This is a genomic window from Roseibium algicola (genome assembly GCF_001999245.1).
GTDB classification, from domain to species: domain Bacteria; phylum Pseudomonadota; class Alphaproteobacteria; order Rhizobiales; family Stappiaceae; genus Roseibium; species Roseibium algicola.
This window is the reverse complement of record NZ_CP019630.1, coordinates 1,011,619-1,030,436: the sequence shown is the minus strand read 5'-3', so window position 1 is coordinate 1,030,436 and position 18,818 is coordinate 1,011,619. Positions and strand designations below refer to the sequence as shown.

Below are 18,818 nucleotides of genomic sequence, written 5' to 3'. Positions count from 1 at the left end.
TCACGCGATCGGCGACCAGAGCTTGCCGCGTTTGGCGGCAATATCCAGCCACACGGCAAGAATGATGATGATCCAGGTCACCACATACTGGACATAGAACTGCAGTCCGACGAGCAAGAGGCCGTTCTGGATGAAGCCGAGGATCAGGACACCGATAACGGTCTTGAAGATCGTGCCGGAGCCGCCCATCAGCGATGCTCCGCCGAGGATGACTGCAGCCAGAACTTCAAGCTCAAGCCCCTGACCAACCGTGTTCTGGCTTCCCAGTGACCGGCTGGCCTGGATGAGACCGGCAGTACCGACGCAGAAAGCGGACATGAGGTAGCAGGTGAAGACGACACGGGCTCTGCGAATGCCCGAGAAGGTTGCCGCGGTGCCGTTGCCTCCAACCGCGTAGACCTTGCGACCGAACGGTGTCTTGGCAAGGACGATCCCCAGAACAGAGGCGACAAGGGCAAACAGTAGGATCGGTACCGGAATGCCGAGGACGGTCGACTGGCCGAAGACGCTGAACCAGGTGCCTTCCTTGTCGGCAATATCCATGTTCTTGCCGCCGGAATAGGTGAGGGTCAGTCCGTGGATCGCCGACAACATGCCAAGGGTCACGATCAGGGAATTCAGCTTCAGATATCCGACGAGGAAGCCAATGAAGGCGCCCAGGCACAGTACCATGGCGTACATGGACGGAATGGCGAGCAAAGGCCCCAGCTTGTCGTGCAGATCAAGGACGACGATGGTGGCAAACGACATCATCGAACCGACGGACAGGTCGAGATTGCCGCTGATGACGACAAAGGTGACGCCGAGGGCCATCACGCCCAGGATTGCAGAGGAGCGGACAACGCCCATGATGTTGTCTGGGTCGAGAAAGCGCTGGTTGGCGATCGTGAAGCCGATCATGAAGACGGCGAAGGCGATCAGAATGCCCTGTTTCGCCAGAAATCCCCCAACGCCCGACAGACTGAAGGGCTTCATGGATTTTTCCTTGGAACTGCCGGGACGGCTGGCAGCCTTGGTTGATATGTCGGACAACAGACCCTCCCTCATCCTGTTGTAAAGATTCAAACGAGCGTCATGCCACCATCGATCATCACCACCTGACCGGTCATGTAATCGCTTTCTGGTGACGCCAGGAACGTGGTCGTTCCCGTGATGTCGGACGGTGTCGCCACCCGGCCGCGCAGGATCTCGGAGGAGAATTCCTCCATCGCCTGTCCGGGCCGTTCGGCAGCGCCGATATCCAGAAGATCCCGGTCCACCTGTTCCCACATTTCGGTAGCCACGACACCCGGTGCGAAGCCTGTGACGGTGATGTTGTGTCTGGCAAGGTCTCTTGCGCCGGATTGCGTCAGCGAGACCACGGCCCATTTCGAGGCGCAATAGGGCGCGACATTGTCGAACCCCTGTCGACTGGCGACCGACGCGGTGTTGATGATCTTGCCGCCGGTGCCCTGGCCAATCATCTGGCGGGCGGCTTCCTGCATGCCGATCAGGCACCCAAGGCCGTTCACTCCCATGATGAAGTTCCAGTTGTCCTCCGTGACATCGAGAAAGTTCATGGGCTTGTTGACGCCGGCATTGTTGAACTTGACGTCCAGCTTGCCGAAAGTCGCAACGGTTTTCGCGATCATGGCACGAACCTGCTCACGATCGGTCACATCGACCTGGGCCCATGTCACCCCGGCGCCGGTTTCGGCAGCACGGTCGCGGTTGGCTTCGGCAACGGCACTTGCCTGTTCGCCGTTGATGTCCGCAAAGCAGACATCCGCTCCCTCGTTGATAAGGGCTTCGCCAATGGCACGACCGATCCCTCGGGCAGCGCCGGTGACGATACAGGAACGCCCGGACACTCGGCCCATGGTTTCCTCCCGGTCAATGTATTGGGAAAAATGGGGCGCAAGGCTTGGCTCGCGCCCCAGTCGGGCTTGACCTTCAGGCTCAGAAGACAGGCTTGTCGAATTCGGCCATGTTGTCCTGGGTGATCTTCGGCGTGTCGAAGTAATTTAGGAACGGAACATCCTTGCCGGACAGGATGTCGATTGCCGTCTGCAGGGCAGCTTCGGCATCGTCAACGGGCGACTGGTAGATCGAACCCCAGTATTCGCCGCGCTCCATCGCCTCGTAACCGACGGAGAAATTGGTCGCGCCGACGAAGATGATGCCCTCGCGTCCAGCGGCCTTGGCGGCATTCAGCGCGCCGACACCCATGTTGTCGTCTCCGGCGTAAACGCCGTCGATGTCGTCATACTTGACCAGGAACGCTTCCATGACCTTCTGGGACTTTTCGCGGTTCCAGTCGCCCGGCTGGGTCTCCACCAGCGTCACATTCGGGCAGACTTCCGGCAGGCGGTCTTCGAAGCCCTTGGCGCGCTCGATCGCCGTCGTGTAGCCCGGCTGGCCGGAAATCTGAACGATCTGCGCCTCGTTCTCGATGCCCATGGCCTTGAACTTGTCGCACATGATCTCGGCGGAACGGGAGCCCTGGGTGATGTTGTCCGGACCGGAGAAGGACTTCACGAACTCGAAGCCCTGTTCGGCGATGTTCGAGTTGGTCACAATCACCGGAATGTCGGCCTTGAAGGCCTTGCGGACGGCCGGGATGACGGCTTCACCGTTCGTCGGCCAGATGATGATCGCGTCCACTTCCTGCTGGATCAGGTCTTCCATCTGGGCGATCTGCCGGGCGACGTCGCCGCCGGCGTCCAGAACGACGGTCTCGACATCCGCATTGGCGTCGGCTGCCGCGATGAAGGCCTTTTCATAGGTGGTCTGGTAGCTGTCGACGCCGACGTTGTTCTGCGTGATGCCGATCTTCATCGTTTCTGCACCGGCTGCACCAGACAAGGTCAGGCCTGCGACGGCCGTCGTGGCGACAAGCAGCGAACGGAAAGTGTTCATCGTTTCATTTCCTCCCTGAGAGACCATTTCGAATGGTCTGAATTCTGAACCGTGCCTCCTCCTGACACGGATATGCGCCCACCGTGAGCGTCACTCAAAAGCCTGCACGCCTCGGCAGAACGACGCCCCCTCGAAAATATCCAAAATGGATGTTCTTATATCCAAAATGGATTTTTTGGCCGTTTTTCTAATCGGCCACGTCGCTCACGCTTAGGAGGACATTCAATGTCGATCCAAAAAATATCCAAAACGAGGAAACGCAGCAGTGGTTCATCCCGTCCGGAAAACTGGAGCCGAGCGATGAACCAGCAAGAGGGAGAGTTGGTTCGCGAAAAGACTTATCTGACGCAACAGGCCAAGACGGAAATCCTCCAGGTTCTCAGCTTTCTGGAGAACTTTGAAGAAGAGATGGATGGTCTGTTGGAGATATCTGCTCCGAACCCCTATGTCAAAATGTCGACCTATCTGGTGAAAAGGCATCTGGAAGCGAAGGCGGTGACCCCGACCTCGCTCATTGGCGCGTCGGGCGTTCCCTACGCGACAGCCAGCCGCCGCATGCGCGAGATGATCGACAACGGCCTGATCGAGCAAAGGCCGAGGACGTCTTCCGGCAGAAGCTACTCCCTCCATCCGAGCGCCGACATGCTGGAGGCATGGACCCAGTTCAGCAGCCGGGTCCGCAGGATGGCGGCACAATCGTTCGGTTCTGCCGATCTGCGCTCCGGCACACAGGACTATTATTTTGGCGGGTCCTATCTGGAAGCCCAGACGATCCAGCCGCCCCAGGTCCTGCTTGAACCCTTGAAACTGTCCGGCGATCTTCGCGTTCTGGTCCATGGCGATCCCACCTTCATGGTGATGCATGGTCTGAAACGCCAGTTCGAGCAGGTGGTCGGGTGTTCCATTCAGCAGCGGGCCTTTTCCATCGACCGGCTTCACGAAGAAGCGGTCAAGAACGCCCACAGGGCGACAAGTCGCTATGACCTGATTGCCCTGGACCTGCCGTGGCTTGGGGAGTTTGCCGAGAACGGGTATCTCCTGCCGCTGGACGAAGTGCTGGATGTCGAGCGGCTTCAGCCGAGCGATTTTCACACCGCCGGTTGGCAGGCAGCTCACTGGGGAGGCAAGCCATACGGTGTGCCTTCGCAGACTACGCCGGAACTGCTGTTTTACCGGAAGGATCTGCTGGCGGAAGCAGGGCTTGAACCGCCCCTCACCACGGACGCGCTGCTCAAGGCCGCCGCCCGGCTCAACGACCCGGTTCAGGGCAGATACGGAATTGCCTGGAACGCGGCACGCGGGACGGCGCTTGGCCATACATTCATGATGACTTGTGCGGACTTCGGTCAGCCTATTCTCGATTTGCCCAAACAGGCTGGTGGTTATGACGCCTCGCGACTGGCAGACGGCGGCTACCGGCCTGTCATCTATTCCGAACGTGCACTCGATGCTGCCGAATACCTGATGGCGCTGTTGCAATATTCGCCGCCAGATATCCTGTCGATGTCCTGGTACGAGCGCGTCCGTCCGTTCGCCAGCGGACGTGTAGCGATGGCCTACGGCTATACTTTGCTCGCTCCATACTTCGAACAGAATCCGGCCTGCGCGGCTCACGGCAAGGTTGGTTTCCTGCCGCATCCTTCCGGCCCGAATGCGCAGAATATCGCCCCGGTCGGTGGCTATCTGCTCGGCATTCCGGCCAATATCGCGCCGGAACGGCTGGAGGCGGCAGCCGAAGCGTTGATCGTCTTCACGTCGCCTGAAGCGCAAAAGCTCTACGTCGAACACGGCAGCCGCACCAATCCGCGCTATTCGGTTGGCGCGGACCCGGAAGTCCGGCGCCTGTCTCCGATCTTTGAAGCGGTGGACGCCATGTCCTGGCGGGACGAACTGCAGTTCTGGCCACGACCGCCGATCCCGGAAATCAACGACATCATCCGCATCTGCGGGGAGGAATGCCACGACATGTTGCGTGGCGTGAAGACGCCAAAAGCCGCGTTGCAGATGGCTCAAGATCGTGCCGACCGACTTCTGCGGGAGGCTGGAAAACTTTAATGGGAGGAATTCATGGACCCCAATCGGCTCAAGGGAAAAAACGTTCTGATTACCGGTGCCGCACGCGGCATGGGCGCAACCAACGCCGAGCATTTTGCAGCTCAGGGCGCCAACATCTGTCTTGGTGATCTGGACCTCGACGAAGCCCAGGCCGTCGCGGAGCGGATCAATGCGGCCGGTAACGGCAAGGCGGTTGCGGTCAAGATGGACGTGACCCGCCGCGAGGACAACGCCGCGGCGGTGGCGGCAACTGTCGAAGCCTTCGGCAGCATCAATGTGGGCCTCTTCAACGCCGGCCTCAACAAGCCCCGTTTCTTCATGGATATCGATGAGGACAACTGGGATCTCATCATGGGTGTCAACACCAAGGCAATGTGGCTGGGCATGCAGGAAACCGCCCGGCAGATGATTGCGCAAGGGCCACAGGATTTTCCCTACAAGCTGATCAATGTCGGCTCCATCGCTTCGCGCAAGCCGCTGGTGGATGTGACCGTCTATTGCACGTCCAAATACGGCTGCCTGGCTCTGACCCATTGCGGGGCCGTTGCGCTCGGCGAACACAACATCACCGTCAACGGCTATGCCCCCGGCGTGGTGGTGACACCGCTTTGGGAACAGCTCGACAAGGATCTTGTCGAAATCGGCTTCAAGGAACGGGCCGGACAGGCCTACGAAGACATCGCCAACAACGAACTGGTGATCAAGCGTGTGTCCTATCCGGATGACATCAAGGGCACCGCGTCGTTTCTCGCCAGCCCCGACAGCGATTACATGACCGGCCAGATGATCCACATCGATGGCGGCTGGTGCATCCAGTAACATTCTGAAAAACAATATTCTTTTTCACATGACGGATGTGCGTAGGTGCATCCGAAGGAGAGAGCCATGTCTCGCGCACTGTTACCCAACCTCCTGACGCCACAGGATCTCGAACCGCATTGGCGCTGGGAGGGGCGTTTGCCTGCCTGGGGGCACACATCCGTCGATTTCGAACGCCGTATCGACCATGATCGGCTGCGCCGGTATCGCCTTGCCAGAACACGGGAGGCGCTGAAGGCCTCTCCCGCCGGTACGCTGCTGCTATTTGACGTCAACAACATCCGCTACGTCTCGGCCACCAAGATCGGCGAATGGGAGCGGGACAAGATGTGCCGCTTCTGCCTGCTGACGGGCGATGATGCCCCTTACGTGTGGGACTTCGGTTCAGCCGCCGTCCACCACAAGAAGTTCTCCGACTGGCTGGTGCCGGATCATTGCCGGGCAGGTGTGGTCGGCATGCGCGGCACCATTCCGCCGGAATTCGGCCTGATGCGCAAATATGCCCGCGAAATTGCCGGGCTGATCCGGGACGCCGGCATGGCGGACATGCCAGTCGGTGTCGACTATGCCGAAACCGCCATGTTCCATGCGCTGCAGGCAGAGGGACTTAACGTGGTGGACGGTCAGCAGATCATGCTGGCGGCGCGCGAGATCAAGAACTGGGACGAGATCCAGCTTCTGACGCAGGCGGCTTCCATGGTCGATGGCGTCTATCACATGATCTACGAGGAACTGAAGCCGGGCGTGCGCGAGAACGACATTGTCGCCCTGTCCAACAAGATGCTCTACGAGATGGGATCGGATGATGTCGAGGCGATCAACGCCATTTCCGGCGAGCGCTGCAATCCGCATCCGCACAATTTCACCGACCGCTATTTCCGTCCGGGCGATCAGGCGTTCTTCGACATCCTGCAGTCCTATCAGGGCTATCGGACCTGCTACTACCGCACCTTCAACATCGGCCGGGCAACCCCGGCGCAGCGTGATGCCTACGTCAAGGCGCGCGAATGGATCGATGCCTCCATCGCCATGATCAAGCCCGGCGTTTCCACCGACAAGGTGGCGGAAGTCTGGCCCAAGGCGGAGGAGTTCGGCTTCCCCAACGAGGAGACAGCCTTCGGTCTGCAATTCGGCCACGGCCTGGGTCTGGCCCTGCACGAGCGGCCGATCATCTCGCGTGCGGTCTCGCTCGACCATCCGATGGAAATCAAGACGGGCATGGTGTTCGCGCTGGAAACCTACTGCCCGGCCGCCGACGGCTATTCCGCCGCCCGGATCGAGGAGGAAGTCGTGGTGACGGATACGGGCGTCGAGGTGATCAGCCTGTTCCCGGCCGAAGAACTTCCGATCGCCAACCGATACTGACCTGCCCATCGTGCCCGGCCGCGCGGCGGCCGGGCCCAGTCAAGGGACAACAAGATGAGCGCTGCGAAGAAAAAGAAACACAACACGGAAGAGTATCTGCGCATGTACACGCAGATGGTGCGCATCCGTGCCTTCGAGGACAACGCCAACCAGCTTTACCTGTCGGCGAAGATGCCGGGTCTGACCCACATGTATTCCGGTCAGGAAGCCGTGGCCGTCGGCATCTGCGAAGCGCTGACGCCCGAAGACAAGATCACGTCGACGCACAGGGGGCACGGTCACTGTGTCGCCAAGGGGGCGCATTTCAAGGAAATGTTCTGCGAGCTTCTGGGCAAGGAAGAGGGCTATTGCCGGGGCAAGGGCGGGTCGATGCATATCGCCGATCAGGCCAACGGCAACCTTGGCGCCAACGCCATTGTCGGCGGCTCCATGGGCATTGCCACCGGATCGGCACTCACCGCCAAGCGTCTGGGCACCGGGCACGTCACCGTGTGTTTCTTCGGAGATGGCGCGACGGCACAGGGGCTCTGGTACGAGGTCATGAACATGGCCGCGCTCTGGAAGCTCCCTGTCATCTACGCCTGCGAGAACAACGGTTACAGCGAATACACCAAGACCGAGGAAATCGCGGCCGGTTCGCTGACTGCCCGAGCGGAAGCCTTCGGCATCGAGAGCTTCAAGGTCGATGGCCAGGATGTGCTGGCCGTGAACAAGCTGGCGGGAGAGCTCGCCGCCCGCTGCCGAAAGGGCGAAGGCCCGTTCTTCATCGAACTCGACACCTATCGCTATCACGGCCACCACGTCGGCGACATCAACCGCGACTACTACCGCGCCAAGGATGAAGAGACGGAGTGGAAGTCTGCGCGCGACCCGATCACCAACTTCGGCAAGTGGCTGATCGACCAGAAGATCATGACCGCCGACGAACTGGTGGCCATCGACAATGAAATCTCCGCCGATGCGGAAGCTGCCGTCAAATATGCGCTCGACGCGAAATATCCGGATGTGCGGGAAGTGGACATGCATGTCTACGCCGACACGGCCGCCTGAGGAGGGACGCCATGACACGTGAAATCACCCTGTCCAGGGCCGTCAACGAGGCCATCGCGGAAGAAATGCGCCGGGATCCGTCGATCATTCTCCTGGGCGAAGACGTCGCGGAGGCCGGAACGCCGTTCAAGGTGCTGTCCGGCCTGGTGGAGGAGTTCGGAACGGACAGGATCATCGACACGCCGATATCCGAACCCGGCTTCATGGGCATAGCCGTTGGTGCGGCGATGACCGGACTGAGGCCGATCGTCGACCTGATGTTCGGCGACTTTCTCTATCTGGTCATGGATCAGCTCTGCAATCAGGCCGCCAAGACCCACTATATGTCCGGCGGCAAGCTGAACGTGCCGCTGGTCCTGCGGACCAACATGGGGGCAACCCGCCGCTCGGCCGCCCAGCACAGCCAGTCGCTGCAAGCGCTTGTCGCCCACATTCCGGGGCTCAAGGTCGCCATGCCGTCTTCGGCTTACGAGGCCAAGGGCCTGATGAAGACGGCAATCCGGGACAACAATCCGGTGGTCATCTTCGAAGACAAGCTGATGTACAACGACAAGGCCCCGGTGCCGGAGGAAGAATACCTGATCCCCTTCGGTCAGGCGCACATCAAGCGCGAGGGTCGGGACGTCACGCTGGTGGCGACCTCTTCCATGGTGCAGGTAGCCGAGGAAGCAGCGGAAACGTTGTCCCGCGAGGGCATCAGCGCGGAGATCATCGACCCGCGCACGATCGTGCCGCTGGATGAGGAAACCATCCTGCGTTCAGTCCGCAAGACGTCGCGCGCCATCGTCATCGACGAAGGCCACCAGAGCTACGGCGTGACGGCGGAAATCGCAGCGCGGATCAGCGAGAAAGCTTTCTACCACCTCGACGCGCCGGTCATCCGCATGGGCGCCATGGACGTGCCGGTGCCATTTTCGCCTGCCCTTGAAGACATCACCGTTCCGAATGCCGCAGGAGTTGCCGACAACGCGCGCAAGATCTGCCGCGGGGAGCTGGTCCATGCCGCATGAGGTGATCATGCCCGCGCTCGGCATGGCCCAGGACAGCGGCCAATTGCTGGCCTGGCACAAGAAACCGGGAGAGGCGGTCGCCGCTGGCGATGTGCTTTTCGAGGTGGAAACCGACAAGGCCGCCATGGAAGTGGAGGCGCAGAAGGAAGGCTATCTGACCGACGTCTCCGTGGAAGCAGGCAGCGATGTTCCGGTTGGACAGGTGATCGCGATGATCTCTGAAACCCCGGAAGGGGCTGTAGAGGCAGGCAATGCGCCTTCACCGGAGAAGGTCGTCGATACGGCAGAACCCGTACCGGGCGGCATGGAGGCCGGGGAGGATGAGCTTCCAGACGGACATCAGGTGATCATGCCGACACTCGGCATGGCTCAAGACACGGGCCTTTTGGTTGCCTGGTGCAAACAGCCCGGAGAAGCCGTTGCGGCTGACGACATTCTCTTCGAAGTGGAAACGGACAAGAGCACTGTTGAGGTCAATGCCGGCCGCGACGGTTTCGTGGCCGCGCTTCTGGCGGAAGCGGGAGAGGAAGTGCCTGTCGGCCAGGCGATCGCGGTGATTTCGGCGCAAAAGCCGGACAAGGCAGTGTCGCGCAAGGCGGCTGGAGCACCAATCTCCGCAGCCGGTGAAACAGCGCCGGAGCGGCAGGAAAAGACGGAACCTGTTAACACGCCTGCACCTTCTCCTGAAAAACGGATGACGGCCAAGACAGCGCCCGGGGTGGCCGGGAGAGTTCTTGCGTCCCCCAAGGCACGGCGGCTTGCGCAGGAACAAGGGCTGGACCTGCAGCGTCTGGCCGATGCCGGCCACCCCCAGCCGTTTCACGTCAAGGATCTGGAGACCCTCAAGACCCTGCACGCGGAAACGCCGGCGGCAAGTGCCACGGCGCAGCGCTTCGAACTCAGGGCAGAGGTATCGGGTACAGGATTTGCAGACTTCGTGGCCTGGGCGAAGGAAAACGGCGGGCAAGCCGATCAGGCAGCTCTGCTAGCCGGGTTTGCGGCTGCCAGTTTCGGGAACTTTCCCGCCAAAGTCCGCGTTGAGAATATGTGGCAGTCGCAAGCCTACTCCGCTGCTTCGCTCTGGCTTGGTCAGGTCAAACCGGCAGACGACGATCTAGAAGTGGATCTGCTGGTGCGTGACCTGAGAGCAAGCCGCATCTCGGCGCTTCAGCTTAATGCAGGCAAATGCCCTGTCATCAGCATCCTGCGCCAGGGGGAGGATCTCGCTCTCGTGCTGGAATGGACCGGTGACCGAGTGACCACGTCTCAGGCGATTGACCTGCTTTCCAATTTCGCGGGTCGGATGGAGCAACCGCTCCGCCACCTGCTTTGAACCCATGGGGACCATTATGGACCATACAGATCTTTACATTAACGGCACCTGGTGCGCGGGAGCGAGCGGCGAAAGGTTCGACGTTCTGAACCCGGCAACCGAAGAGGTGCTTGCCTCCGTCGCGTCCGCAGATATCAAGGACGCGGATGCCGCGCTGGATGCCGCAGAAGCCGCGATGGCAAAATGGGCCGCCAAAACGCCGCGCGAACGTTCTGAAGTGCTCCGCAAGGCGTGGGAATTGATGACGGCGCGGCTGGAAGACTTTGCCCGCATGATCACGCTGGAAAACGGCAAGGCGCGCAGTGACGCCATGGGCGAGGCGACCTATGCCGCCGAATTCTTCCGCTGGTTTGCCGAAGAAGCCGTACGCGCCGACGGCCTCATCACCCATGCGCCTGCCTCTGGCGCGCGCATCATCGTGCAGCACAAGCCTGCCGGCCTTGCGGTTCTTGTCACGCCATGGAACTATCCTGCGGCGATGGGCACCCGCAAGATCGCTCCGGCTCTGGCCGCCGGCTGCGGGGTGATCATCAAACCGGCTTCCGAAACACCGCTGACCATGCTGGCGCTCATGCCCCTCCTGGAAGAAGCCGGCGTTCCGGCAGGCCTCGTCAATGTGCTGCCTTCCAAGCGCACCGGCGCGCTTGTCGACCACATGCTGCACGACCCGCGCGTGCGCGTCGTCTCCTTCACCGGTTCCACGGCGGTTGGCCGCAAGCTGCTGCATTCTGCGGCCGATCAGGTTCTCAAACCGGCGATGGAACTTGGCGGCAACGCACCGCTGATCGTCTTTGACGATGCCGACCTTGATGAGGCGGTGCAGGGCACGATGCTGGCCAAGATGCGCAACCTCGGTGAAGCCTGCACGGCGGCCAACCGTATCTATGTACACGAAGCCGTTGCCGACGACTTTACCCGCCGACTTGTCGAGGCCATGAAAAAACTGAAGGTCGGTGACGGATCTGACCCGGATGTGGACGTCGGCCCGCTGGTCAATGCGGAAACCCGCGACAAGGTTGCGGTTTTCGTTCGTGATGCCGTTGAGAAGGGGGCGAAGATCGAAGTCGGTGGCGACCTGCCGGGCGGAAAGGGCTTTTTCTATCCGCCCACGGTTCTGTCGGGTGTGCCCGAGACGGCCGACTGCGTGCACGACGAAATCTTCGGGCCCGTCGCCGCCCTCCAGACCTTCACCGATCAGGACGACGTGATCCGCAGAGCCAACGACACGGAATACGGTCTGGTTGCCTATGTCTTCACGAAGGACATGAAACGCGGCCTGCAGGTCTGCGAAAAGCTGGACTATGGCATGGTCGGCTTCAACCGCGGCCTCGTCTCCGATCCGGCGGCTCCCTTCGGCGGCACCAAGCAGTCCGGCCTTGGCCGTGAAGGCGGTCATGAAGGCATGCTGGAGTTCATGGAAACCCAGTATATTTCGGCAAGCTGGTAGGAGGTGGAGATGTCCGACGTGATCGCACCGCCTTCGGTCAGGGCGCTGGCCCGGCAGAAGGGCATAGACATAGAGAAACTCGCGCGCGACATCGGACGCACGTCCATCGCCCGCGAGGATGTGGAGGGCGAAGGCGATACTGGGATGTCGCCTTCGGTCTCAGCTTCTCCAGTTGAAACAGGAGACCGCGGGTACTGGGACGTCGACCACGCGCTTTCCGGCCCCATAACGGAAGAACCGGTTTCAAGGTTCGCGCAGGTTGCTGCACAGAACATGGCCGCGGCCCAGCGGCTCATTCCCGCCGTCACCCATCACGACCGCGCGGAGATGACCGCCATTGAAGCCCTGCGCAAGGAATTGCGATCGGAAGCCGGCGAGCGCGGCGTGAAGCTGACGGCGCTGGCCTTCCATGCCAAAGCCTTGTCGAAGGCCTTGCGGGAGTTCCCGAAGTTCAACGCTTCTCTCAGCTCGGACGGCAAGACACTGTTCCTGAAGGACTACGTGCACCTTGGCATCGCGGTCGACACCGCCCACGGCCTGATGGTGCCCGTTATCCGGGACGTTGACCGGAAAGGCCTCTGGCAGATCGCGGCGGAAATCGCCGACCTTGCCTCCAGAGCACAAGAGCGCAAGGTGCGCCCTGATGAAATGGGCGGTGCGTCCATGACCATCACCAACCTCGGCGGGATCGGCGGCACCGCCTTCACACCCATCGTCAACCCACCCGAAGTCGCCATACTCGGCATCACTCGCACCGAAGTGTCCCCCGTCTGGGACGGGGAGGCTTTCCAACCCGTCCAGATGGCGCCCCTCGATCTCAGCTACGACCACAGGGTCATCAACGGCGCCGACGCCGCGCGCTTCCTGAGCTATTACGCGGGTCTTTTGAAAGAGCCTCGGCGGATGTTGATCTGACGGGCTGTCCGCTGGATTTACCTCACTGCAAGATTGAGGTTCCCGGAATGTGTGTAGCTGCCTGGGAGCTTGTGGACGCTATGCGGTCCTTGAAAAACCTGAGGAATAGCCGGAACGACGTTATCTCTGTTCTCCACGAAGTTACCGAAATCGCGTTTCCGACTGTCCAGCTGCGCTTGGAACAGATTTGGAGCCTTGCCTCGCGTGTGTCTCTCCGGGTGCGGTGAATGAGAATGAGCCGCTTGAACAGCGGACAACCTCTTCAGCACCAGCTCAAGGGCAGGGACTGATTCCGAACGACAGCAGGAAACGGTCGATCGCTCTTGATATGGCCTCGGACGGATCGTCCGGGCAGGGGGTTCGGTAGATGTGCTGTCGGATGCCGATGTAGACGATGCCGCCGTGCAGGTTCCAGATATCTTCCATGACCGGTGAGACGCCGGAACTGGCCTCGTGCTCGATCTCGCCCAGGAGCGGCAGCAGGATGACGTCACCCAGATGTTTGAGATAGCGGCGGTTGAGTTCTGCGCCATAAAGGCCGGAAAACATGAAAATCCGCATCCACTCGTACTGGAAGATGAGTGTGCTGTATTCGGTGTAGAAATCGAGCAGGCGCCGACGCAGCGGCACTTCCCGGTCGGTCAGCCGCTCCGGCCAGTCGGGAGAAAGTCGACCGAGGTACACCTTTTCGTAGACCGCCTCTATGAGGTCGTCCTTGGTGGCGAAATAGTTGAAAAGCAGCGATTGCGTGACGCCGATACGCTTGGCGAGATCGCGTGTGTTGCCGTCAAGGCCGACCTCGGCGAAGAAGGCGACGGCACCTTCAACGATCTGCTGGCGGCGTTCGGAAGGGGGCAGCCTGCGACGGCTGGAAGTGTCCCCCGTTTCGGCGACATCGGTCATTCCATTCATGTTCCTTTTCCTGCCTCCCTCATACGGCACGCAATAATCTACTTGCAATCTTCCGATTTTTATAGATCATCTGATCAATAAAGTTGAGCAGATGCTCAATAAGCGATGCTGGAGGGCGTCGCGATGAAATCGGGAGGGAGACGCCATGAAGGCATCGGCGGGCGGTTATGCCCGGGCATCCAGTTTGCGCAACGCGCTGGAAATGCTGGCCGCGAGCGACGGCAACGGCCGCGTGCTTGCAGGTGGCCAGAGCCTGGTTGCGGCCTTGAACCTGCGTCTCTCCGCAGGCGACGTCCTGATCGACATTTCCCGCCTGAGCGAGCTTTCCGGGGTAACCGAAACGCAGGATGGTCTGCGGATCGGCGCGCTGACATCGCATGCGGAGATTGGTCGTAACCCGCTGATCCGGCAGTCTGCTCCGCTTCTTTCACAGGCGGTGGAATTCATCGCCCATGCTGCGATCCGCAACCGCGGCACCATGGGTGGTGCGCTGGCTCATGCCGATCCGGCTGCGGAGTTTCCAGCCTGCGTTCTGGCCCTTGGCGCCACGCTACATGTGGAGGGCCTCAACGGCTCGCGGGACATACCGGTGGAAGATTTCTTTCAGGACATTTTCGAAACGGCCATCGAGGAGGGGGAAATCCTGACCGGCCTCTCGGTCCCGAAGGCAGAGCCCGGCGAAAAGCAGGTCATCGTAGAGGTTGCCAGGAGATCCGGCGACTATGCCCTTGCCGGAGTGTGCCTCGTCACGCGCGCCGATGGACACCGGCTGTCGCTTTTTTCCGTCGGACCCAAGCCGGTCCTTGCCGAAGGGGCCATGGCCGCTCTCGACCAGGGCAACATTGATGGCGCCGTTCAGGCTCTTCAGGCGGAAATCGACCCACCGTCGGACACCCAGGCAAGTGCCGCTTACCGCCGCCACCTTGCCGGTGTCCTCTTACGCCGCGCCGCCGCCAGGATCGAGGGAGGAAACGCATGACGGAGATGTTCCGCGACAAGATCGACATCAGCCTGACCGTTAACGGGGAGCCCGTCGAGGCGCGTGTTCCGGCAGGTCAGCATCTCGTTGATTTCCTGCGCGGCGAGCTTGGCCTTACCGGCGCCCATGCAAGCTGCGAACACGGTGTCTGCGGTGCCTGTACACTGAAGGTCGATGGCAAAGCCGTGCGGGGCTGCCTGATGCTGGCCGCCCAGGCGGACGGTGCCGACGTCTGGACAGTGGAAGGCCTGTCGGACCTGGGCGCGATAAAGGATCTTCAGGACGTCTTTGTCGAGCGCAATGCGCTCCAGTGCGGCTTCTGCACGCCCGGCATGCTGGTTGCCATTAACGAGCTGCTGGAGGCCGGCGGCATGCCGTCACGCGATCAGATCCGCGAACATCTGTCGGGCAATTACTGCCGCTGCACCGGCTACGAAGCCATCGTGGACGCGGTTGAATCGGTAGCGCGTGTCCGCGCACATAAGGGGGCCGCATGACCATTCAATTCGGTAATCCGGACCGGCCCAATTCCTATATCGGCAAGACGGTCCCCAGGCCCAATGCCCGGCGTCTGGTCCAGGGGCGCGGCGTCTATGTGGACGACATCGTGCTGCCGCGCATGGTCCATGTCGCTTTTGTGCGCTCGCCCTTCGCGCACGCGAAGATCAACAGTATCGACGCCGAGGATGCAAAAGCGGTGAAGGGTGTGCTCCGGGTCTTCACGGGCCAGGACATCGCCGAGGTCTGCAAGCCATGGGTTGCTGTGCTCGCCCATCTGAAAGGCCTGAAATCGCCGCCGGAACACGCGATTGCCGTTGACCGAGCCTGCTGGGTCGGCGAACCGGTGGCAGCCGTTGTCGCGACCTCTCGCGCTGCTGCCGAGGATGGTGCGGCTCTTGTCGATGTTGACTACGAGCAACTGGACGTCGTCACCGACATGATGACCGCGCTCGATCCTGAAACGCCGGTGCTGCATCCGGAAATGGGCGACAACCTCGCCTTCCGGCGCCTGCACGAACAGGGGGACGTGGACGAAACCTTCCGGACCGCGCACAAGGTCGTCTCGGCGCGCTTCGTCACCGGACGGCACACGGGCGTGACGCTGGAGCCGCGCTCGATCCTGGTCGACTGGAACCCGGCCGAGGAACAGATGACCGCCTGGCATGCGACGCAAGCGCCCCACATGATCCAGACAGTTCTGGCCACTCATCTCGACCTGCCGGAAAGCCGGGTCCGTGTCATCTGCGAGGATGTCGGCGGCTCCTACGGCATCAAGGTGCATGTCTATCCGGACGAAATGGCGACGGCGGCAATCGCCAAGATCATGAAACGGCCGGTGAAATTCATTGCCGACCGGCTGGAAAGTTTCTCCAGCGACATCCACGCCCGCGATCATCAGATCGAGGCGAAGATTGCAGTTGGAGAAGACGGCCGGATCCTCGCCATGGATGTCGATGACTGGACGGCGATCGGCCCATATTCGGTCTATCCGCGCACCTCCGCCATCGAAGGCAACCAGGTGGTGAACCTCTGCGGTGGCCCCTATGACTTCCAGAATTACCGGGCCAGGACCACAGTCGTCTTCCAGAACAAGACGCCGACCTGCCAGTACCGGGCAGTCGGCCATCCGATCGCGGTTGCGATCACCGAAGGCCTGGTGGATATGGCGGCCGCCGAAATCGGCATGGACCCGGTCGAGATCCGCCGGCGCAACATGTTCAGGGATGATGCCTATCCGGTGACGTCTCCCGCGAACATGCGTTTCGAGGGGCTGTCGCATCACGCCTCCATGGACAAGCTTCTGGAGCTGATGGACTACGACGGCTTGCGAGCCGAACAGGCAGAGCTCCGCAAGAAGGGCATCTACAGGGGCATCGGTATTGCAAGCTTCATCGAGCTGACCAATCCCTCGCCCTTCATGTACGGTATCGGCGGCGCGCGCATTTCGGCACAAGACGGTTGCACGGTGCGGATGGATCCGGACGGATCGATCGTCGCCCTGTCCGGCGTAACCGAACAGGGGCAGGGCACCGAGGCGATGCTGAGCCAGGTGGTTGCCGAGGGTCTTGGCGTGTCCCCTGCGCGTGTGCGCGTCATTACCGGTGATACACAAGTGACGCCCTACGGTGGCGGCACCTGGGCGTCGCGCGGGGCCGGTATCGGCGGCGAGGCTGCGCTGCAGGCGGCGCGGGCGCTTCGCGATTCCATCCTTGAGGTGGCCGCTTCCATGCTCCAGGCCGATCAGGCGCAGCTCGACATCCGCGACGGCGCTGTGGTCGACAGCACTTCAGGCGAAGCCCGCATGCCGCTCGAGGAGCTCGGCCGGATCGTCTACTTCCGCGGCGACACATTGCCGAAGGGCCTGCCGCGGGAGCTTGTCCAGACACGGCACTTCATTACGTCCGAATACCCCTTTGCCTTCACCAACGGCGTCCAGGCCTCCTACCTCGAGGTCGATACGGAGACCGGCATCGTGAAGCTGCTGAAGCATTGGTGCGTCGAGGATTGCGGGCGGGTGATCAACCCGCTTCTCGTTGACGAGCAGATCCGGGGTGGCATCGTTCAGGGGCTCGGTGGAGCGCTGTTCGAGGAAATCCACTACGACGCGGAAGGCCAGCTCCTGAACGGCTCGATGGCAGACTACCTCGTGCCGATGGCGGCTGAAATGCCCGACATGATCATCGGTCACGTTGAAACGCCGACGGGGGAGAGCCTGCTCGGGGCCAAGGGCGCGGGCGAGGCGGGCACTGCCGGGTCTCCGGCCGCCGTCATGAATGCGATCAACGACGCCCTGCGGCCCATGGGCGCGCAAGTGACAGAAATGCCGTTCACGCCTGAACGGATCGTGAGAGCACTTGGAACCTTGAATGACTGAACCAGAGGAGCCTGGGAGGATAAGGCTCCGAATGCAGGGAGGAAAATCATGAAGTTCGTAACATTGGCAACCGCAACGGCCATGCTGGCCAGTTCTGCCGGCCTCGCCGCCGCGCAACAGGCGATCACGGTCAATATCGGTTCGTCGCATCCGGAACAGAACATCTGGGTCTATGCGATGAAGAACACCTTCCAGCCGGAAGTGAACCGGATCCTGGAAGCCGCCGGCGAATACAAGGTCGACTGGGTGGAGTCCTATGCCGGCACGCTCTACAAATTCACCGACACGCGTGAAGCCGTCATGGACGGCATCGTCGATGTAGGCATGGTCGGCACCGTCTGGGAAGGTGCGAACATGCCGCTCCAGAACGTGACCTATTTCACGCCGTTTGCCACGGAAGACCACAAGATGATCATCGAGATCTTCGATGATCTTTCGGCAAACCTACCGGAGCTGCGTGACAGCTGGGCGGAAAACGGCATGGTTCATCTGTCATCGCTCATCACCGACAGCTACGACATCTATGCCACCTTCCCGGTCAACTCCATGAAGGATCTTGAAAACCGCAAGCTCAACGCCCCGGGAACCTCGGCCAACTGGTTGCGCGGGACGGGGGCAACGCCGGTCGATGGTGCACTGACGACCTATTACACCAACATCCAGACCGGCGTGACCGAAGGTACGCTGTCCTTCGCGTCGGGCATTCTGCCGACCCGCGTCTATGAAGTCGCGCCGGAACTCACCCGCGTGGGCATCGGCTCGATGTATTTCGGCGGCATCGCGGCCAACAAGGACTTCTTCGACGGTCTGCCGGAACCGGTCCAGGCCGCCTTCCGGGAAGCTGCGAAGGCAACTTCCGCGGCACACGGTCAATATGTCGAGGATCTTGCCACGCGAGCACTCAAGGAAATGCAGGAAGCGGGTCTGACGATCCACGAACTGCCGGAAGCAGAAAAAACCGCCTGGGTGAACGGACTGCCGAATATCGTGGAACCGTGGCTGGAACAGACCGGCGATGCCGGCCGTGTCGTGCTGAAGGCCTATTTCGACGCCCTGCGCGCACGCGGTGCGGAACCGCTGAGGTCCTGGGACGAAGGGCTCTGAGAGCGGCCTTGCCTCACACCTCTCCCGCCCGGCATCTTGTCCGGGCGGGTTTATTG

Annotated in this window: 16 protein-coding genes; 12 read left to right on the top strand and 4 right to left on the bottom strand. The window is 61.2% G+C overall.

Annotated features, from left to right (window positions below; all coding sequences use genetic code 11):
- The 3 genes from B0E33_RS04875 to B0E33_RS04865 form a co-directional block, all read right to left on the bottom strand.
- A complete protein-coding gene (locus B0E33_RS04875; RefSeq protein ID WP_228148060.1) occupies nt 1–1,032 on the bottom strand; it encodes an ABC transporter permease in 1,032 nt (343 codons plus the stop codon).
- A gap of 29 nt (nt 1,033–1,061) precedes the next feature.
- Complete coding sequence (locus B0E33_RS04870; RefSeq protein WP_077290582.1) at nt 1,062–1,859, bottom strand: SDR family oxidoreductase; 798 nt, start codon at nt 1,857–1,859, stop codon at nt 1,062–1,064.
- A gap of 79 nt (nt 1,860–1,938) precedes the next feature.
- On the bottom strand, nt 1,939–2,898 hold the full coding sequence (locus B0E33_RS04865; protein ID WP_031269629.1) for a sugar ABC transporter substrate-binding protein: 960 nt from the start codon (nt 2,896–2,898) through the stop codon (nt 1,939–1,941).
- 300 nt (nt 2,899–3,198) lie between these two features.
- On the opposite strand from B0E33_RS04865, the gene B0E33_RS04860 reads away from it, so the two are divergent.
- The 8 genes from B0E33_RS04860 to B0E33_RS04825 all read left to right on the top strand — a co-directional run bounded on the left by B0E33_RS04860 (nt 3,199) and on the right by B0E33_RS04825 (nt 12,892).
- Complete coding sequence (locus B0E33_RS04860) at nt 3,199–4,953, top strand: extracellular solute-binding protein (RefSeq protein WP_228148059.1); 1,755 nt, start codon at nt 3,199–3,201, stop codon at nt 4,951–4,953.
- Between the two features lie 12 nt (nt 4,954–4,965).
- Nucleotides 4,966–5,772, top strand: coding sequence for an SDR family NAD(P)-dependent oxidoreductase (locus B0E33_RS04855; RefSeq protein WP_077290581.1), 807 nt, complete (start codon nt 4,966–4,968; stop codon nt 5,770–5,772).
- A 66-nt stretch (nt 5,773–5,838) separates the two neighbouring features.
- Nucleotides 5,839–7,137, top strand: a complete 1,299-nt coding sequence (locus B0E33_RS04850; RefSeq protein ID WP_006933717.1) for a M24 family metallopeptidase — start codon at nt 5,839–5,841, stop codon at nt 7,135–7,137.
- 54 nt (nt 7,138–7,191) lie between these two features.
- Nucleotides 7,192–8,187: a thiamine pyrophosphate-dependent dehydrogenase E1 component subunit alpha gene (locus B0E33_RS04845; RefSeq protein ID WP_075281377.1), complete on the top strand. Its 996-nt coding sequence runs from the start codon at nt 7,192–7,194 to the stop codon at nt 8,185–8,187.
- Between the two features lie 11 nt (nt 8,188–8,198).
- Nucleotides 8,199–9,197, top strand: a complete 999-nt coding sequence (locus B0E33_RS04840) for an alpha-ketoacid dehydrogenase subunit beta (protein WP_055658221.1) — start codon at nt 8,199–8,201, stop codon at nt 9,195–9,197.
- Complete coding sequence (locus B0E33_RS04835; RefSeq protein WP_077290580.1) at nt 9,187–10,530, top strand: biotin/lipoyl-containing protein; 1,344 nt, start codon at nt 9,187–9,189, stop codon at nt 10,528–10,530. Before B0E33_RS04840 ends, B0E33_RS04835 begins: the two co-directional genes overlap by 11 nt.
- Nucleotides 10,531–10,546: 16 nt before the next feature.
- Nucleotides 10,547–11,977, top strand: a complete 1,431-nt coding sequence (locus tag B0E33_RS04830; RefSeq protein WP_077290579.1) for an NAD-dependent succinate-semialdehyde dehydrogenase — start codon at nt 10,547–10,549, stop codon at nt 11,975–11,977.
- Between the two features lie 9 nt (nt 11,978–11,986).
- Entirely contained in the window at nt 11,987–12,892 is a 906-nt protein-coding gene (locus tag B0E33_RS04825) for a 2-oxo acid dehydrogenase subunit E2 (protein ID WP_077290578.1), read from the top strand.
- Between the two features lie 273 nt (nt 12,893–13,165).
- On the opposite strand, the gene B0E33_RS04815 is transcribed toward B0E33_RS04825, so the two are convergent.
- Nucleotides 13,166–13,804: a TetR/AcrR family transcriptional regulator gene (locus B0E33_RS04815; RefSeq protein ID WP_062489896.1), complete on the bottom strand. Its 639-nt coding sequence runs from the start codon at nt 13,802–13,804 to the stop codon at nt 13,166–13,168.
- 145 nt (nt 13,805–13,949) lie between these two features.
- Between B0E33_RS04815 and B0E33_RS04810 the strand changes: the two genes are divergently transcribed.
- Genes B0E33_RS04810 through B0E33_RS04795 form a run of 4 tightly spaced genes read left to right on the top strand, consistent with a single transcriptional unit; the run spans nt 13,950 to nt 18,762 of the window.
- The gene (locus B0E33_RS04810) at nt 13,950–14,783 is read left to right on the top strand and encodes an FAD binding domain-containing protein (protein ID WP_077290576.1); all 834 of its coding nucleotides are present in this window, start codon (nt 13,950–13,952) and stop codon (nt 14,781–14,783) included.
- Nucleotides 14,780–15,280, top strand: coding sequence for a (2Fe-2S)-binding protein (locus B0E33_RS04805; RefSeq protein ID WP_077290575.1), 501 nt, complete (start codon nt 14,780–14,782; stop codon nt 15,278–15,280). The genes B0E33_RS04810 and B0E33_RS04805 overlap by 4 nt, the downstream gene beginning before the upstream one ends.
- A complete protein-coding gene (locus B0E33_RS04800) occupies nt 15,277–17,658 on the top strand; it encodes a xanthine dehydrogenase family protein molybdopterin-binding subunit (protein WP_077290574.1) in 2,382 nt (793 codons plus the stop codon). Before B0E33_RS04805 ends, B0E33_RS04800 begins: the two co-directional genes overlap by 4 nt.
- 48 nt (nt 17,659–17,706) lie before the next feature.
- Nucleotides 17,707–18,762 carry a C4-dicarboxylate TRAP transporter substrate-binding protein gene (locus tag B0E33_RS04795; RefSeq protein ID WP_023001700.1) on the top strand — a complete coding sequence of 352 codons (1,056 nt, stop codon included), beginning with the start codon at nt 17,707–17,709 and terminating at the stop codon, nt 18,760–18,762.
- Nucleotides 18,763–18,818: the final 56 nt, after the last annotated feature.

Bases quoted from the DNA above. Each gene is read 5' to 3' on its own strand.
- B0E33_RS04840 (WP_055658221.1), top strand. From the start codon at position 8,199: ATGACACGTGAAATCACCCTGTCCAGGGCCGTCAACGAGGCCATCGCG.
- B0E33_RS04860 (WP_228148059.1), top strand. From the start codon at position 3,199: ATGAACCAGCAAGAGGGAGAGTTGGTTCGCGAAAAGACTTATCTGACG.
- B0E33_RS04815 (WP_062489896.1), bottom strand. From the start codon at position 13,804: ATGAATGGAATGACCGATGTCGCCGAAACGGGGGACACTTCCAGCCGT.
- B0E33_RS04865 (WP_031269629.1), bottom strand. From the start codon at position 2,898: ATGAACACTTTCCGTTCGCTGCTTGTCGCCACGACGGCCGTCGCAGGC.
- B0E33_RS04800 (WP_077290574.1), top strand. From the start codon at position 15,277: ATGACCATTCAATTCGGTAATCCGGACCGGCCCAATTCCTATATCGGC.
- B0E33_RS04830 (WP_077290579.1), top strand. From the start codon at position 10,547: ATGGACCATACAGATCTTTACATTAACGGCACCTGGTGCGCGGGAGCG.
- B0E33_RS04805 (WP_077290575.1), top strand. From the start codon at position 14,780: ATGACGGAGATGTTCCGCGACAAGATCGACATCAGCCTGACCGTTAAC.
- B0E33_RS04855 (WP_077290581.1), top strand. From the start codon at position 4,966: ATGGACCCCAATCGGCTCAAGGGAAAAAACGTTCTGATTACCGGTGCC.
- B0E33_RS04850 (WP_006933717.1), top strand. From the start codon at position 5,839: ATGTCTCGCGCACTGTTACCCAACCTCCTGACGCCACAGGATCTCGAA.
- B0E33_RS04795 (WP_023001700.1), top strand. From the start codon at position 17,707: ATGAAGTTCGTAACATTGGCAACCGCAACGGCCATGCTGGCCAGTTCT.
- B0E33_RS04835 (WP_077290580.1), top strand. From the start codon at position 9,187: ATGCCGCATGAGGTGATCATGCCCGCGCTCGGCATGGCCCAGGACAGC.
- B0E33_RS04870 (WP_077290582.1), bottom strand. From the start codon at position 1,859: ATGGGCCGAGTGTCCGGGCGTTCCTGTATCGTCACCGGCGCTGCCCGA.
- B0E33_RS04810 (WP_077290576.1), top strand. From the start codon at position 13,950: ATGAAGGCATCGGCGGGCGGTTATGCCCGGGCATCCAGTTTGCGCAAC.
- B0E33_RS04825 (WP_077290578.1), top strand. From the start codon at position 11,987: ATGTCCGACGTGATCGCACCGCCTTCGGTCAGGGCGCTGGCCCGGCAG.
- B0E33_RS04845 (WP_075281377.1), top strand. From the start codon at position 7,192: ATGAGCGCTGCGAAGAAAAAGAAACACAACACGGAAGAGTATCTGCGC.